At 55.3% G+C, this 15,208-nt stretch carries 13 protein-coding genes; 10 read left to right on the top strand and 3 right to left on the bottom strand.

The genetic code is table 11. The features are described 5' to 3' along the window. The first annotated feature begins 28 nt into the window (after positions 1 to 28). Positions 29 to 1,099, top strand: coding sequence for a glycosyltransferase family 4 protein (locus HBN54_RS20180; RefSeq protein ID WP_168675039.1), 1,071 nt, complete (start codon positions 29 to 31; stop codon positions 1,097 to 1,099). Here the strand turns inward: HBN54_RS20180 and HBN54_RS20175 are convergent. Together HBN54_RS20175 and HBN54_RS20170 are read right to left on the bottom strand one after the other, a co-directional pair. Further along, on the bottom strand, positions 1,096 to 2,463 hold the full coding sequence (locus tag HBN54_RS20175) for a hypothetical protein (RefSeq protein WP_168675038.1): 1,368 nt from the start codon (positions 2,461 to 2,463) through the stop codon (positions 1,096 to 1,098). The two genes, HBN54_RS20180 and HBN54_RS20175, sit on opposite strands and share 4 nt — an antisense overlap. A gap of 10 nt (positions 2,464 to 2,473) precedes the next feature. Further along, positions 2,474 to 3,853 (bottom strand): tetratricopeptide repeat protein, encoded by a 1,380-nt coding sequence (locus HBN54_RS20170; RefSeq protein WP_235955625.1) that lies wholly within the window; start codon positions 3,851 to 3,853, stop codon positions 2,474 to 2,476. Between HBN54_RS20170 and HBN54_RS20165 the strand changes: the two genes are divergently transcribed. The 7 genes from HBN54_RS20165 to obgE all read left to right on the top strand — a co-directional run bounded on the left by HBN54_RS20165 (position 3,848) and on the right by obgE (position 12,675). Then, positions 3,848 to 4,762, top strand: a complete 915-nt coding sequence (locus HBN54_RS20165; protein WP_168675037.1) for an aminopeptidase — start codon at positions 3,848 to 3,850, stop codon at positions 4,760 to 4,762. The two genes, HBN54_RS20170 and HBN54_RS20165, sit on opposite strands and share 6 nt — an antisense overlap. Before the next feature lie 185 nt (positions 4,763 to 4,947). Continuing rightward, positions 4,948 to 6,378, top strand: coding sequence for an ArnT family glycosyltransferase (locus tag HBN54_RS20160; protein WP_168675036.1), 1,431 nt, complete (start codon positions 4,948 to 4,950; stop codon positions 6,376 to 6,378). 333 nt (positions 6,379 to 6,711) lie between these two features. Further along, positions 6,712 to 7,764, top strand: coding sequence for an acyltransferase family protein (locus HBN54_RS20155; protein ID WP_210428128.1), 1,053 nt, complete (start codon positions 6,712 to 6,714; stop codon positions 7,762 to 7,764). A gap of 95 nt (positions 7,765 to 7,859) precedes the next feature. Next, a complete protein-coding gene (locus HBN54_RS20150; RefSeq protein WP_168675034.1) occupies positions 7,860 to 10,124 on the top strand; it encodes a sodium-translocating pyrophosphatase in 2,265 nt (754 codons plus the stop codon). Between the two features lie 158 nt (positions 10,125 to 10,282). After that, positions 10,283 to 10,822: a phosphoribosyltransferase gene (locus HBN54_RS20145; protein ID WP_168675033.1), complete on the top strand. Its 540-nt coding sequence runs from the start codon at positions 10,283 to 10,285 to the stop codon at positions 10,820 to 10,822. Positions 10,823 to 10,897: 75 nt separating this feature from the next. Next, a complete protein-coding gene (locus tag HBN54_RS20140; protein ID WP_168675032.1) occupies positions 10,898 to 11,521 on the top strand; it encodes an adenylate kinase in 624 nt (207 codons plus the stop codon). Between the two features lie 164 nt (positions 11,522 to 11,685). Then, positions 11,686 to 12,675: a GTPase ObgE gene (gene obgE, locus HBN54_RS20135; protein WP_168675031.1), complete on the top strand. Its 990-nt coding sequence runs from the start codon at positions 11,686 to 11,688 to the stop codon at positions 12,673 to 12,675. A 25-nt stretch (positions 12,676 to 12,700) separates the two neighbouring features. Here the strand turns inward: obgE and HBN54_RS20130 are convergent, their stop codons facing one another. Continuing rightward, positions 12,701 to 13,057, bottom strand: coding sequence for a hypothetical protein (locus tag HBN54_RS20130; protein ID WP_168675030.1), 357 nt, complete (start codon positions 13,055 to 13,057; stop codon positions 12,701 to 12,703). A gap of 186 nt (positions 13,058 to 13,243) precedes the next feature. Between HBN54_RS20130 and HBN54_RS20125 the strand changes: the two genes are divergently transcribed. Together HBN54_RS20125 and dnaJ are read left to right on the top strand one after the other, a co-directional pair. Next, complete coding sequence (locus tag HBN54_RS20125; RefSeq protein WP_168675029.1) at positions 13,244 to 13,816, top strand: nucleotide exchange factor GrpE; 573 nt, start codon at positions 13,244 to 13,246, stop codon at positions 13,814 to 13,816. A 129-nt stretch (positions 13,817 to 13,945) separates the two neighbouring features. Next, positions 13,946 to 15,088 (top strand): molecular chaperone DnaJ, encoded by a 1,143-nt coding sequence (gene dnaJ, locus HBN54_RS20120; protein ID WP_168675028.1) that lies wholly within the window; start codon positions 13,946 to 13,948, stop codon positions 15,086 to 15,088. Positions 15,089 to 15,208: the final 120 nt, after the last annotated feature.

Genomic DNA, 15,208 nt, shown 5'->3' with positions numbered 1-15,208 from the left:
CGCTTTATCCAACGTATTAACTCTCCGTATGCGCATATTATTTCTTGTGCCTTATCCACCCGGCCGGGCACCATCCCAGCGTTTTCGCTTCGAGCAGTATCTGGACGCCATGACGGTGGCTGGGCATACCTGTCACCTAGCCCCGTTTATATCGGTGGCCACTTGGAACATCCTGTACCAGCCGGGCCAGGCCGGTGCCAAAGCGTTGGGCATTCTGGGTGGTTTTGCCCGACGGATGGTGCTGTTATTACGCGTGCCAAGCTATGATTTCGTGTTCATTCACCGCGAAGCTGCGCCCGTGGGGCCGCCCGTGTTTGAGTGGGTTATCAGCAAAGCGCTGGGCAAGAAGATTATCTACGACTTCGATGATGCCATTTGGTTGGCTAATACCTCCGAGGCCAACAAAATAGCCGCTGGGGTAAAATGGCACCAAAAAGTAGCCGATATCTGTCGCTGGGCTTACAAAAATAGTTGCGGCAATACTTATCTGGCCAATTACGCCCGGCAGTTCAACCCAGTGGCCATCGTAAATCCCACTACCATCGATACCGTGAACCTGCACAACCAAGTGCGCGACCAAGCCGCGTCCGGCCGTCTCGTTATCGGCTGGACTGGCACGCACTCTACCCTTAAGTACCTCGACCAAGTAGTGCCGGTACTGGCCAAACTGGAAGACGAAGGACTGGACTTTGAATTCCGGGTCATATCCAACCAGCCGCCGGCTTTCCCGCTGAAATCACTAGTGTACCTACCGTGGCGCAAAGACACAGAAATAGCCGACCTGCTGGGCTTTCATGTTGGCCTGATGCCGCTGGAGGATGACCCGTGGGCCAAGGGTAAATGCGCATTTAAAGCCCTTCAGTACATGGCTTTGGGTGTACCCGCGTTAGTATCGCCGGTCGGAATGAATACCGAAGTGGTGCAGCACGGCCACAACGGTTTCGTGTGCGCTAATCCCGCCGAGTGGGAAGCCAGCCTGCGCAAACTGCTGGCAGATGCCAGTCTGCGCCAGCACCTGGGTGCCGCCGCCCGCACCACCATCGAGCAGCGCTATTCGGTGCTAGCCAATACGCCCAACTTCCTAAATCTATTTAGCTAAGCATGAGCGCGTGCCAGACGCGGTACGCCTGCAAGACGTCGCTGCCCTGCTCGGGCTGCGGCCTGTGGTACCGTGAGGCTTTGTAGAATGTACAAGCCGCTCAGGTAGAAGGGCATAAGCGGGATTTTGTAGCGCACCAGCGTGCCAAAGTTGCCGCTGGAAATCCCTACCGAAATAGCAAAAATAAGGCTGAATACAAAGCAGAGCGTAAGCACTGGTACACTACTTATGGCACCGATGGTTTTGAAGAATCCCACGCGCCAAAAGATGCGCACCGTGAGCAGCATGAAGTAGGAGGCTTCCAAAGCAGATAGTAACATGGTTGGGTTGCGAGCTTCCCATAGGAACGGCCTAAACAACGATACCACAATGGCCTGGGGAGCCAGCTTTGCCATGCCACCGAGGGTGCCATCCTGCTCTCCTATATTGTAACCCGAACCCTGTTCTGTTTTGCTAACCTGCTGCAGGTAGTCGGCAGTGATTTTACTCTGCTCGCCGATTTTGTCAAGGTTGAAGCGAGCATCAGCAGCGGCTAACTGCGACATAGCGAATATAGCAACTAATGTACCCACACCTAGGAAAAGTGGCTTAGCTAGCCAGCGCACGGCCGCGCTCTTGATGTTACGGGTGCTCTCGTTAAATACCCATAACAGCGCTGGGGGCATGAAAGCCAACAGAATGTACGTCTTCATCGACAGGATAACCGCACTCATCATTACGCCTAGTACCAGACAGCGAATTATATTCTTGCGTTCGATGGCTCCACGGTAGAAGCAATAGAAAAGCCAGCCCAATGCGCCCAGACAGAGTGAATCCTTTAATAGCCCTGAACCCCAGAAAAATACAGAGGGCAGAAAAAATACGGCAATAGCCAATTCTTTGTATGCCTGTGGCCGTATTTTAGAAAATGTCATATACATCACCCACATACCGCTGAAAGTAATAGCGGCAAATAAAATGGCAATGACAGTATATGTATAAAAGCAGAACAGGGCAAATACGGCTGCAACCCGGATAACAAAATACTCGTTGCTGCCATGGCCAAACCACGTCATCCTCGAAACATACTTGCTAATCGCCGGAGTTATATCGCCGGAGGTCGTAACTAACTCCAACCCCGCCGCAAAAGAGTCGCCAAATGCATGGTAAATGATACCAGCCTGATGGTAATAGTTATTAGTATCGCCGCCATATAACGTGTGATACAGAATGCCGAGGGCAATAGCCCCCACGATTTTAACCGTCAGGGCCGGAATAAAGTACTTTTTAGTGTACACGTTCGTAACCGAGCCGCGCACCCCATAGGCAATGCCATAGATAAGGGCCAAATAGAATGGGGTGATATATAAATCCTTTAGCTCCATAATGCGCTGGCTAAGCTTTGCCGTTCTTTTTCAACCACATTTTGGCCTCTTTATATTGTTCTGACTTATGGTCGGCTTTGTCAGCTACTACCACGTAGTAGCGCTTAGCTGCTGTTAGGTCCTTTTCCTTTACTGCGATACGGGCCAGGTTGGCATTGGCAAACAAATAAAATCCGCCGGCAGTCTCGCCTGTGCTTTCGGAAAATACGATGCACCGCTGGTAATAGTCCTTGGCCTTGGCGATATCGCGGTAGCGGTTCTGCATCAGATAACCCAGGAAGTAGCTTGCGTAGCGCCCGCTAATGCCTTCGTAACCTGGCATGCCCTTGTTAATCTTGTCCAAAATCTGGCGGCTCACCCGCTCGCAATCCGTGAATTCACCTTGGTCATAAGCCATAAAGGCGTAAAACCGCTGGAAATAACCATTGTCCGGAAACCGGTTGGCTAAGTACTTCGCCACGGGCATGGCTTCTTCGGCATTGTTCTCCTCGTTTTTGAGGATGCCCATTAGAAATACCCGCGCCTCAGTAGCGGTGTAGAAGCCATTAGCAGCCACGCTACGCAATTGTTGCAGACCCAGTTTTTTATCACCCTTCGGGAAAAACAGCAGCACCGGTTTAAGCAGGGTGTAGTTTTCGCCAATCCAAACCGAATAGTAGTTGAATAGTGCCTGCCCGAATTGAAATTCTGGGCTCAAATCATTTGCTTCCTGGCTTTTTTTGAGGTAGTTGAGGGAGCGGCGGGCATCGACGGTGGCTTTGCGCCAATCGTGACGCTCGCCGTGCAGTCGGGCCGAAAATCCATAAGAGGCCGACAGGAAGAAGCTGGCTTCGTAGTTGTGGTTATCTGCATCATAGAGCGCCTGGGCCTTGGTGACAGCCGTGTCCATATAAGCAAAAAAGGGCTTGTCGTATTGGGTGCTCTGAAAGTTGGTGGGGCGAATTTTCCACCAGGTGCTCAGCCCCAGCATAAAATACGACATGGGGTGGTTTGGGTAGCGGCGGCGCAGCGAGCGGAATTGCTTCTCGGCCTTGTCGAACTTGAAGTTATAAATGTTGTCGACCGCGCCATCCAACTCTGTCTGAATATCCTTATCCACCAGGAGCCAGCCTTTGGTATCAATGGCTGAGGGCATCACACCCACCGAATCGAGCGCCACCGTTTTCATCGGGGGCGGGGTGCGGATTGTATCAAGCGTTTGGGCCCTGCCCAGGAATGGCAGCATGAGCAGCCCCAAGCAGACACAAAACAGCGAACGCAGCATAGAATGAGAGTAGAGAGCAGCCCCAAACCGTTGTTCTTCCAGCACGAATTGGGAAGTAGAGGAAATGGGTCTGCTAAAGTACGGAGTTTGCCTTAGCTTTGGCCGTACTTCCTCTTGCTTATGCATCTGCTCCACTCGCTTTGCCGCCTGCCAGCCCCCGCCGGCAACGAGGCTGCCCTCACCAAATTTGTGCTCGATTATGTTCGGCAGCAGCAGGCCACCTGGCTGCACCAGCCTCAGATTATCGCCGATGAGAGGTTCCAGGACTGCATTCTGCTGGTGTTCGGGAAGCCACGTACGGCCGTTTTTGCCCACCTCGATAGCATCGGCTTCACGGTGCGCTACGGCCGGCAATTGGTACGAATTGGAGGCCCGCAGGCCGAAGCGGGTTATCGCCTGGTAGGAAAGGATTCGCAAGGAGAAGTAGACTGTACATTAACCGTTGACGAAGAAACCGGGGAACTAGGCTACGCGTTCCACCGCGACATTGACCGGGGTACGGAGCTCACCTTCTACTGCGACTTCCGCGAAACGCCCACCACCGTACAAAGCTGCTACCTCGACAACCGTCTGGGCGTGTGGAATGCCCTGCGCTTGTGCGAAACCCTGGAGCACGGTATCATTGCTTTCTCGTGCTGGGAAGAACACGGCGGCGGCTCGGTGTCCTACCTCGCCAAGTACATCTTCGAAACCTACGGCGTGCGCCAGGCCCTGATTTCGGACATCACCTGGGTGACCGAGGGTGTACACGCCGGCCAGGGCTGTGCCATTTCGTTGCGCGACTCGCTCATTCCGCGCCGAGCCTACGTCGACCGCATCCGGGCCATCGCGATAGATTCGGGCATTCCCCACCAATTGGAGGTAGAAGGCAGCGGCGGCTCCGATGCCAAAGAGCTGCAACACGCCGCCGCGCCCTGGGACTGGTGCTTCGTGGGCGCACCCGAAGACCACGTACACTCGCCCGATGAGTTGGTAGATAAGCGCGACATTACCAGTACGCTGGCACTTTATCAGGTGCTGATGCGGTATTTATGAGAGGACAGTGGGAATGTCAGGTAAAGTACGGGAGGGGGTAGCTATTGCGGGACATTCCAGAATCGATGCAATAACGCTGAGTAGCTTTGTGGGCTTTTACCGTTGCCCATCAGTCAGCACTACTTTTTATCCCAAAAATTAGATACTGGGCTATTTTGCTTCGAAGAAATCCACTTTCACCTCGCATGAATACTAATGTCAGTCCGGCTACTGCTTCACATTCAACTTCTCGGTTGTTTCCCTATGCAGTACCTCTGCTGCTAACCCTAGGGATGGTAGTACGGCTCTGGTTTGTATGGGTAGGAGCTATGCTGTATTACAAAAGTAGCAGTCCGTTCATCAACGACGACACTGCTTCATATACTGACAGCTTCATCAACCTGTGGCACCGTGGTCTATACAGCTTTAACCTTCTGAACCCGGAAGCTGCTTTTGGGCGGCTGCCCGGATACCCGTTTTTTTGGGGAGCGCATTACCTGTTGTTTGGTAAGCAATACGTTTTTCAGGCGGTGGCTTTCAGTCAATGCTTGCTCGATACGCTTGCTATCTACTTGGTGTACGCTGCGGCCAAAGCATTGTCGCACGATGTCCGCGCAGCTTGGATTTCGGGGCTGTTCTACGCGCTGTATCCATTCATACTGGTGTGGATGCCGGTTTCAAGCACTGAAGCCTTTGCCACTTTTTTAACTATCGCAGTATTTTGGTGGTTGGCTACCCGCCCTGTAGATAAGCGCAATGCCTTGGTAGCTGGCTTACTGGTGGGCCTGTCCCTAATAGTACGTGAATACCTCGGGATACTGTTGGTGCCGGTGTTTTTCTGGCTTTACACAGCTAAAGGCTTTGGGCGGCAATTTGTTGGATTGAGTTTTGTGGCCTTGCTCGGGTTCACAGCTTTGTACATTGGCTGGCCTGTCCGCAACTACGTGTTTCAGCACCGTTTCCTCCTGCTCAAACCGCCCACCGCTGGATACGAACGGTACACAGAGGACGTGAATTCGGCTCGTAAATGGATATACGGCTGGGACCCTGATGCCAATGCTTATTTGGACGGCATTGCTGGCATTACTGTCTTGCCCGAGTTTCCAGCCGATGTTTTCGGTACATATGCTGAAACTGCCCGTGCTCAAGCCCTTATTCAAATGGCCCGGCAGTGCGGAACGGGCTTCTACATATGGCGGACTAACCAACACTACAGCCAAGCCAGTAATTGTAACGCCGAGCTGAGGGCAGGTTTCACGGCTTTAGATAGTTCGTACCAGCAGAGACACCCATTTCGGTACTGGACTCGCGTTCCGCTGCTGAACCTTAAAAAGGCGTTTTTCAAAAACCAACTTATGCAGGGCGGCAGTAAACTCATAGGTATGCTGTTCTTATACCGAAGCATTATGTTGATAGTCTGCTTGGTGGGAGCATTTCTGCTACGTCGGCACCGGAGCGTTTGGCCATTACTATTCTTCTTTGCCTTTATGTATCTGTTTATCTGCGTCGGCTTACGCCAGCTAGAAATGCGGTATTTAATCCAGTCTGATGCTGCTCTTTTAATTTTGGCTGGGGTTCCTTTTGGGTGGCTGCTCAACCGCCTCGAACATCTCGCACCAACTCAAAGTAAAAGGTAGTAGCTGCTCCGATGCCGAAGCATTGCAACACGCCGTCGCGCCTTGGGACTAGTGCTTTATCTGTACGCCCGAAGTGCATATGCGCTTGTCCAATGGATTGGTAGAATAGCGCAATATTACCAGCAGGCTGCTACTCTGCCATGTTTTGCTTCGGAAATTATTAAGGGCTCGGCTGTACCTTTGCCCGATTATGGCTATAATCGTACCTGCGTCATCCTTACAGAATAAATCCGTTGTTCCTCGGTTGCTCAGCTATCAGGAACTGGATATTCTCCACGCGCTGCGGGGATTTTGTGCCTTTTACGTTGTCGTTTATCACGCCAAGTTTCTGTTGTGGTCGGGGGGCACCGAGTATTTACGGGTTTCCCCCGGGCTAGTTGGAGCCCATCGCAATACGTGGCCTTCATTGGCGATATGCTTAGTTCGGCAGGCTATGAAGTGGTAATTTTCTTTTTTGTGCTTTCGGGCTTTTTTATCCGCTACGCGCAACTCAAAAAGCACCGTCCGGCCTTTCGGTTCTATCTCAACCGTATTGTACGCATTTACCCGCCTTATCTAGCCTCGCTTGCGCTGGGAGTATTGACCCTATATTACGTGGCAGCGGCGCATCCAAATTTGATGACCAATGCTATTGGTCGCGAGTTTAATGCCAGCCGACTCGCAGCTTGGCACGAGTTGCACCCGCTTACGCTGCGAGCAATAGGTCGCGCTGTCCTTTTTCTGATGCCTGGCAAGCAGTTTTTTGGATACAATAACGTGTACTGGTCGCTGCTGCCCGAGGCGCTTTTTTATTTGGCAGTGCCTTTGGCTTTCTGGCGTGTTCGGTACTACTACTCACTGTCGGCAGCCTTCTACGCATTTGGTATGGTGGCCAGTGTGCTGCACTTGAATATCAGTTTTTTGGGTGATTTTCTGTTACTCTACAACGGCTACTTCGCGCTGGGAGTGGGGCTTTACGATGTGGTGACGACGCGACCCCGCTGGCTGCCAGCCTTCCGGCAGTTTTCCGGGTTCTGGTTAGCGTTGGGCATTGGAATGCTTTTGCTATTGCTCATCGGCTTGGCAGCATTACACTTGCGGCTGTTATCGGGGCCGCTGGCCTCGGCGCTGGCGGTATTAAGCGTGTCGGCGCTGTTGGCTGGGCGTGTGCAGCGGCAAAATCTACTGGTACGAGCATTTCATGAAGTTGGGATTTTTAGCTTTTCGCTCTATCTGTATCATTTCCCGCTCCTTATCCTGAGTTACGTCGCCTTGGTCGCGCTGACGGGCGAATTGGTCAACTTTACCCGCTACTATTGGATTGCGTTGCCAGTAGTAACAGTCAGCTGCTTTGCCCTTTATTACGTCACAGAGCGGGCTGCGGTGCGTTATTTTCGAGGAACCTGATTATGAAGTGAATGGGAGAGTAGTTTTCGGTAGTATTTCCGCTATTTTGCGAACCAAAACTGCTCTAATCACATTTTCCCACCCATTCACTTTTTATGACCCCATACCTTTACGCCGTGCCCGCGCTGGGAATTTTTGCCTTGCTCTACACCTGGCTGCGTGCTGGCTGGGTAGCAAAGCAGGATGCTGGTGACGCGCGCATGACCACCATTGCCGGCTACATTGCCGATGGTGCCATCGCCTTTCTCAAGGCCGAATACAAGGTGCTGGCCCTATTTGGGCTGATTGCCGGGGCTTTCCTGTTCTATCTGGGTAGCACGAGCGGCAATTCCAGCCCCGTCATCGTCATTGCTTTCTTGATTGGCGGGGTGTTCTCGGCACTGGCCGGTTTCATCGGGATGAAAATTGCCACCAAGGCCAACGTGCGTACGGCGCAGGCGGCTAAAACCAGCCTCAGTACCGCGCTCAACGTGTCGTTTTCGGGCGGCTCGGTGATGGGCATGGGCGTGGCCGGCCTGGCCGTGCTGGGTTTGGGCTCGCTGTTTATTGTGTTCTATAAAATGTTTGTGCCCAGCGGCCTCGCCAATGGCATGGAAATGGAAAAAGCCCTCGAAGTCCTTACCGGCTTCTCGCTCGGGGCCGAAAGCATTGCCCTGTTTGCTCGCGTGGGCGGCGGCATCTACACCAAGGCGGCCGATGTGGGCGCCGACCTCGTGGGCAAGGTCGAAGCCGGCATCCCGGAGGATGACCCCCGCAACCCCGCCACCATTGCCGATAACGTGGGCGACAACGTGGGCGACGTGGCTGGCATGGGGGCCGACTTGTTCGGCTCCTACGTGGCCACCATTCTGGCTACCATGGTACTAGGGCGCGAAGTAACCGTGACCAATGACCAGTTCGGCGGCCTCTCGCCCATCTTCCTGCCGATGGCCATTGCGGGCATGGGCATCATCGCCTCGCTCATTGGTATTCTCTGCGTGCGGGTGAAGGAAGGTGGCAACGTTCAGGGCGCGCTCAATACCGGCAACTACATCTCGGTGGTCGTGTCAGCCGCCGGTGCATATGGCTTGATTATGTGGATTTTGCCGGCTGGTAATTTCACCATTCGCGGCATCATCTTCGATGCCATGCACGTTTTTTATGCCGTGCTGGTGGGCCTCGTGGTGGGCACGTTGATGAGCATCATCACCGAGTATTACACCGCCATGGGCAAGCGCCCGGTCAATAGCATCATTCAGCAAAGCAGCACGGGCCACGCCACTACGGTTATCGGCGGGCTGGCCGTGGGCATGGAGTCCACGGTGCTGCCTATTCTGGTGCTGGCGGCTGGCATCGTGCTCAGCTACGAAGCGGCGGGCCTCTACGGTGTGGCCATTGCCGCCGCTGGAATGATGGCCACTACCGCCATGCAGCTGGCCATCGACGCCTTCGGCCCCATTGCTGACAATGCCGGCGGCATCGCCGAAATGTGCGAGCTGCCCAAGGAAGTACGCGAGCGCACTGATATTCTGGATGCCGTGGGTAACACCACTGCCGCTACCGGCAAAGGCTTCGCCATTGCTTCGGCCGCGCTTACCTCGCTGGCCCTGTTTGCCGCCTTCATGGGCACGGCCAACATTACGTCCATTGATATCAGCAAAGCGCCCGTGCTGGCTGGCGTGTTTATCGGGGCTATGATTCCGTTCATTTTCTCCTCGCTGGCCATTGCCGCCGTGGGCCGGGCCGCCATGGCCATGGTGCAGGAAGTGCGCCGGCAGTTCCGCGAAATTCCGGGCATCATGGAAGGTACGGGCCGGCCGGAGTACGAGAAATGCGTAGCCATTTCGACCCAGGCAGCTATCCGGGAAATGATTTTGCCGGGTGCTATTGCTTTGCTCACGCCTATCATCGTGGGCTTCGGCTGCCGGGGCCTCTTCTCGAACGCGTCTTCGCCTGAGGTGCTGGGCGGTCTGCTGGCTGGTGTTACCGTCAGCGGCGTGCTCATGGCCATGTTCCAGAGCAACGCTGGCGGGGCCTGGGACAACGCCAAAAAATCTTTTGAGAAAGGCGTGATGGTGAACGGCGTGATGCAGTATAAAGGCTCCGACGCGCACAAAGCCTCCGTAACCGGCGACACCGTGGGCGACCCCTTTAAAGACACTTCCGGCCCGAGCATGAACATCCTCATTAAGTTGATGAGCATCGTGTCGCTGGTTATCGCGCCGCACATTGCCGAAAAAGGCGGCGAGCGCGGCATGGCCCCCGTGCAACTGGAAAAGCAGCGCATCGAAGCCACCCTGCAGCCCCACGTTCGCTACGCCGAAGCCTTTGTGCCGGCTGCGGCCCGCGTGATTTATACGGCGTTGCGGACGATAGAGTAGGGGAGGTTTCCTCCGCCGCGTCAATCTTACCGGACCACTTCGGGGCATGTACCCTGCCGGGTACGGCACTCTCCGGAAATGCGGAAAGGGCGTAAGGTTGATGCGGCGGCCGATTCCGGCCGTAGCTTTGCACCCTCATTATACCCCTCCCGCGCCGCATGGGCCACTCCCACATCACCATCCACAATAAGGAATTTCGGCCGTATTTATCGGCTGCTCAGTTGGATGAAGTCGTGGCCGGCCTGGGTGCCCGCCTCAGTGCCGACTATGCCGGGCGAAAGCCGTTGTTTGTGGTCGTGCTCACCGGTGGGTTCATGTTTGCTTCCGATTTGCTGAAGCGCTTCGTGGGCGAATGCGAGATTGTCTTTATTCGCGTGGCTTCTTACGAGGGCACCGATAGTACCGGCGTGGTGCAGGAAATTCTGGGTCTGCGCGAAGAAGTGCAGGGCCGCCACCTCATCATCGTGGAGGATATTGTGGACACAGGCACTACCATGCACCACCTGCTGCCCACACTGCTGGAAAAAGGCCCGGCTTCGGTCGAGATTGCGGCGCTGTTTTTCAAGCCTGCTAGCCTGCGGCACGACCTGTCGGTGCGCTACGTGGCCCAGGAAATCCCCAACGACTTCGTGGTCGGCTACGGCCTTGACTACGACGGCTTAGGCCGCAATCTGGCCGATGTATACGTAGCTGTGTAGCAACGTTTCTGCCCCCGATTGAGTAACTTGCCCAAACCCACCTAAATCACCTCCCTCGCGCAACGCGTCTTCTACATGTTGAATATCGTGCTGTTCGGCCCTCCCGGCGCCGGCAAAGGAACCCAGAGCCAAAAACTCATCACCCACTACAACCTCGTGCACCTGAGCACCGGCGACCTGCTGCGCGCCCAGATTGCGCAGGGTACCGACCTTGGTCTGCAAGCTAAAAAGCTTATGGACGAAGGTTTGCTCGTGCCCGATTCTGTGGTTATCGGGATGATTGGCAGTGCGTTGAAAAATAATCCGCAGGTCGGGGGCTTCATTTTCGATGGCTTCCCGCGCACCGTGGCCCAGGCCGAAAGCCTCGACCGCCTCATGACCGAGCACAACACGCACATTGGCTGCATGATTGCGCTCGAAGTGCAGGAGGAAGAACTGGTGACGCGCCTGCTGGAACGTGGCAAAACCAGCAACCGCCCCGACGACCAGGACGAAACCAAAATTCGCCGCCGCGTGACGGTGTACAACACCGAAACCGCCCAGGTAGCCGGCTACTACGCCGCCCAAAACAAATTCCACGCCCTGAACGGCATTGGCCCTATTGACGATATTTTCGGCCAAATCTGCGGGCTGATTGACAAGAACAAAGCGGCTGCTCCCGAAACCCCGGCATCTGCGACCAAAGAAGTTAAAGCGTAACTTTACGTTTTTACACGACTGTTTTAATACGGCTGTCATCCTGAGCGCAGCGAAGGACCTTATCACGCTTGTACGGTTTAGCGTTACTGCAAATCGTTTGGCGGGCCTAAGGTCCTTCGCTGCGCTCAGGATGACAGTTCTTTTACATCAAATACCCAATCCCCGTGGCCTCCAACAATTTCATCGACTACGTCAAACTTATCTGCCGCTCGGGCAAAGGCGGTGCTGGCTCGCACCACTTCTTCCGGGCCAAAGGCCTGCCCAACGGCGGCCCCGATGGCGGCGACGGCGGCCGCGGCGGCCACATCATCCTCGAAGGCAACTCGCAGCACTGGACGCTTCTGCACTTGCAGTACCAGCGCCACGTATTTGCCAAAGACGGCGAGGGCGGGGGCGAAAACCTGCGTAGCGGTGCGCAAGGAGCCGATATTGTGCTGCAAGTGCCCCTGGGCACCGTGGCCCGCGACCCCGACGGCACCCAGATTCTGGAAATCACGGAGCACGGCCAGCGGCTGGTGCTCGTGCCCGGCGGGCGCGGCGGCTGGGGCAACGACCACTTCAAGAACTCCATCAACCAGGCCCCCGAGTACGCGCAGCCCGGTGAGCCAGCCATCGAGGCCATCATCATTCTGGAGCTGAAGCTGCTGGCCGACGTGGGCCTCGTGGGCTTCCCCAACGCGGGCAAGAGCACGCTGCTCTCGGTGGTGAGTGCCGCCAAGCCCAAGATTGCCGACTACGCCTTCACTACCCTAGTGCCCAACCTGGGTGTGGTGGCCTACCGCGACTACAAATCCTTCGTGATGGCCGACATTCCCGGCATCATCGAGGGCGCGGCCGAGGGCAAGGGCCTGGGCACCCGCTTCCTGCGCCACATCGAACGCAACTCTATCCTGCTCTTTATGATAAGCTGCGACAGCCCCGACATCGCCGCCGAATATCAAATCCTACTGGGCGAGCTGGAGCAGTTTAACCCCGACCTGCTGGACAAAAAGCGCCTGTTGGCCATCACCAAATCGGATATGATTGATGAGGAACTGGAAGCCGAAATCCGCCAGACGCTCCCGGCTGACGTGCCGTCCATGTTCATTTCCAGCCTGGCAAATAAGAACATTGTGCAGCTGAAAGATATGATTTGGAAGGCGCTGCACGAGTAGGTCGGTGGCAGCGTGTCATTGAAGACTATCGGAAAGGATGCCCAGAATGCATACGCTGGTATTTCTCATAAACTAAATCGGGGTCTTGCTGTACGCGATAATCAAAGTGCATTGACAACACATTTCCCGAAAAATTCAACCTAGAGAGAGGTGGTATTGGTGTCAGCATTTTCGCTTTTGCCCATTGCTGAGCCACAACCGCTACGGGGATGCGAGATAAAGCAATCCATGTGGCTTTACCTCCACCAATGGAGGCCAAGAAAACAGCGTGCAAGACTACCCGCAGAATTTCTATAATACTCGCATTATTACTCACAGTCAGTTCCTTCGAATAAGGGTCGTCCCCGTTGGCAACACTGTCGCGGGTGAGATGAACTTTCATAGACTAAAGATGCGATAAAAGGAATCGTGACTTTATGCAGAATTAGGTTGGGCTTAGGGCGAAATTCTATCTCACCCCCATTCCGCCACTATGGCAGCCCATGCCCCTTTGGCCCACTCCTTGCGCCCGCAGCCTGACTAACCGGCTAACCCCGTGAAAAACCCCTTTCGACGAATATTTCCGCAAATGGCTAACGAGAACAACCTCCCCGAGGACGACAACCTGACCGCCGACCCCAACCACGTAGCTGGCGAAATGGCCGATGGCGAAAGTACCGACCCGGACATGACCGCCACCGGCGCGCCCCAGCCTGAGGCCTCCCGCACCGACGCCGAGCTAGTTGAAATCAAAGACAAATACCTGCGCCTCGCCGCCGAGTTTGAGAACTACAAGCGTCGCACCAGCAAGGAGCGCATCGACTTGTTCAAAACCGCCAATCAGGAGTTGATGGTGGCCCTGCTGCCCGTGCTCGACGATTTTGAGCGTGCCCGCAACGCCACCCAGGCTACCACCGATGCCAACGCCGTGCGCGAAAGCATCGAAATTATTCAAAGCAAGCTGAACAAAACGCTGCAGCAAAAGGGTTTGACCGCCATGGATGCCCAGGGCGGCGACTTCGATGCCGAGCTGCACGAGGCTATTACCCAGATTCCGGCGCCCAGCGACGACCTGAAAGGGAAAATCGTGGACGTGGTGGAGCAAGGCTATTACTTGGGCGACAAGGTTATTCGGCACGCCAAAGTGGTGCTTGGGCAGTAATTTTAAAGTAACTGTCATCCTGAGCGTAGCGAAGGACCTTATCACGGCCGAATTGATTATTGCGAATCGTTCGGCCGTGATAAGGTCCTTCGCTACGCTCAGGATGACGGACGATTCATAAAGCAGAAAATGGCTACGAAGCGCGATTATTACGAAGTATTAGGCATTGCCAAAAACGCGGAGGGCGACGTTATCAAGTCGGCTTACCGCAAGATGGCCATTAAGTATCACCCTGATAAAAACCCCGACGACCCAACCGCCGAGGACAAGTTCAAGGAAGCGGCCGAGGCGTACGAAATCCTCAGCAACGCTGATAAGCGCGCCCGCTACGACCGGTACGGCCACCAGGGCATGGGCGGCGGTGGCGGCGGCCCGCAGAACATGGAGGACATTTTCTCGCAGTTCGGCGATATTTTCGGCGGGGGTGGGGGCTTCGAGGGCTTCTTTGGGGGCGGACGGCAGGGCGGCGGCCGACGCCAGAAGAAGGGCTCGAACCTGCGCATCAAGCTGAAGCTTGATTTGGAGGAAATCGCCAACGGTGTCGAGAAGAAAATCAAGGTGAAGCGTTACGTGGCCTGCCAGCCGTGCAGCGGCACCGGTGCCAAAAATGGCACCGATATGAAAACCTGCCCCACCTGCCAGGGCCAGGGCCAGACCAAGCGCGTGGTGAACACCATGCTCGGCCAGATGGTGAGCAGCAGCACTTGCCCCACCTGCAACGGCGAAGGCAAAACCATTGTGGCCACCTGCGACGTGTGCAAAGGTGAAGGCCGCCAGCTGCACGAGGAAGTGATTCCCATCAACATCCCCGCCGGCGTGGCCAACGACATGCAACTGAGCATGAACGGCAAAGGCAACTTCCCCGAGCGCGGCGGCGTGCCCGGCGACCTCCTTATTCAGATTGAGGAGGAGCCGCACGAATTCCTGAAGCGCGACGGCAACAACATCATGTTCGAGCAGTACATCTCGTTCGTGGATGCGGCGCTGGGCGCGAGCCTGGAAGTGCCCACCATCGAGGGCAAGGTGAAAATCAAGGTTGACCCCGGCACCCAGCCGGGCAAAATCCTGCGCCTGCGCGGCAAAGGCATCAAGGACCTGAACGGCTACGGCCGCGGCGACCAGCTTATCCACCTGAACGTGTGGACGCCCAAAAACGTGAGCAACCAGGAGCGCGAGCTGCTGGAGAAGCTGCGCGACTCGGACAATTTCACGCCGCACCCCGGCAAGAACGAGAAAGGTTTCTTTGAGAAAGTGAAGGAGTATTTCGCGTAAGTGGCATAAGCTTTAGCTTGTGCCCATCCGACTAGCCCTAGCGGGGCGACATATCGGTAGCAATAGCTCCGGCAGCAATCTTTAAGCCCCAGCGGGGCGGCATTCGTGCATACGAGTGTC

Source organism: Hymenobacter artigasi (genome assembly GCF_012275535.1).
GTDB classification, from domain to species: Bacteria; Bacteroidota; Bacteroidia; order Cytophagales; family Hymenobacteraceae; genus Hymenobacter; species Hymenobacter artigasi.
The sequence above is the reverse complement of the archived record's forward strand: the minus strand, read 5'-3'. Positions and strand labels throughout refer to the sequence as shown.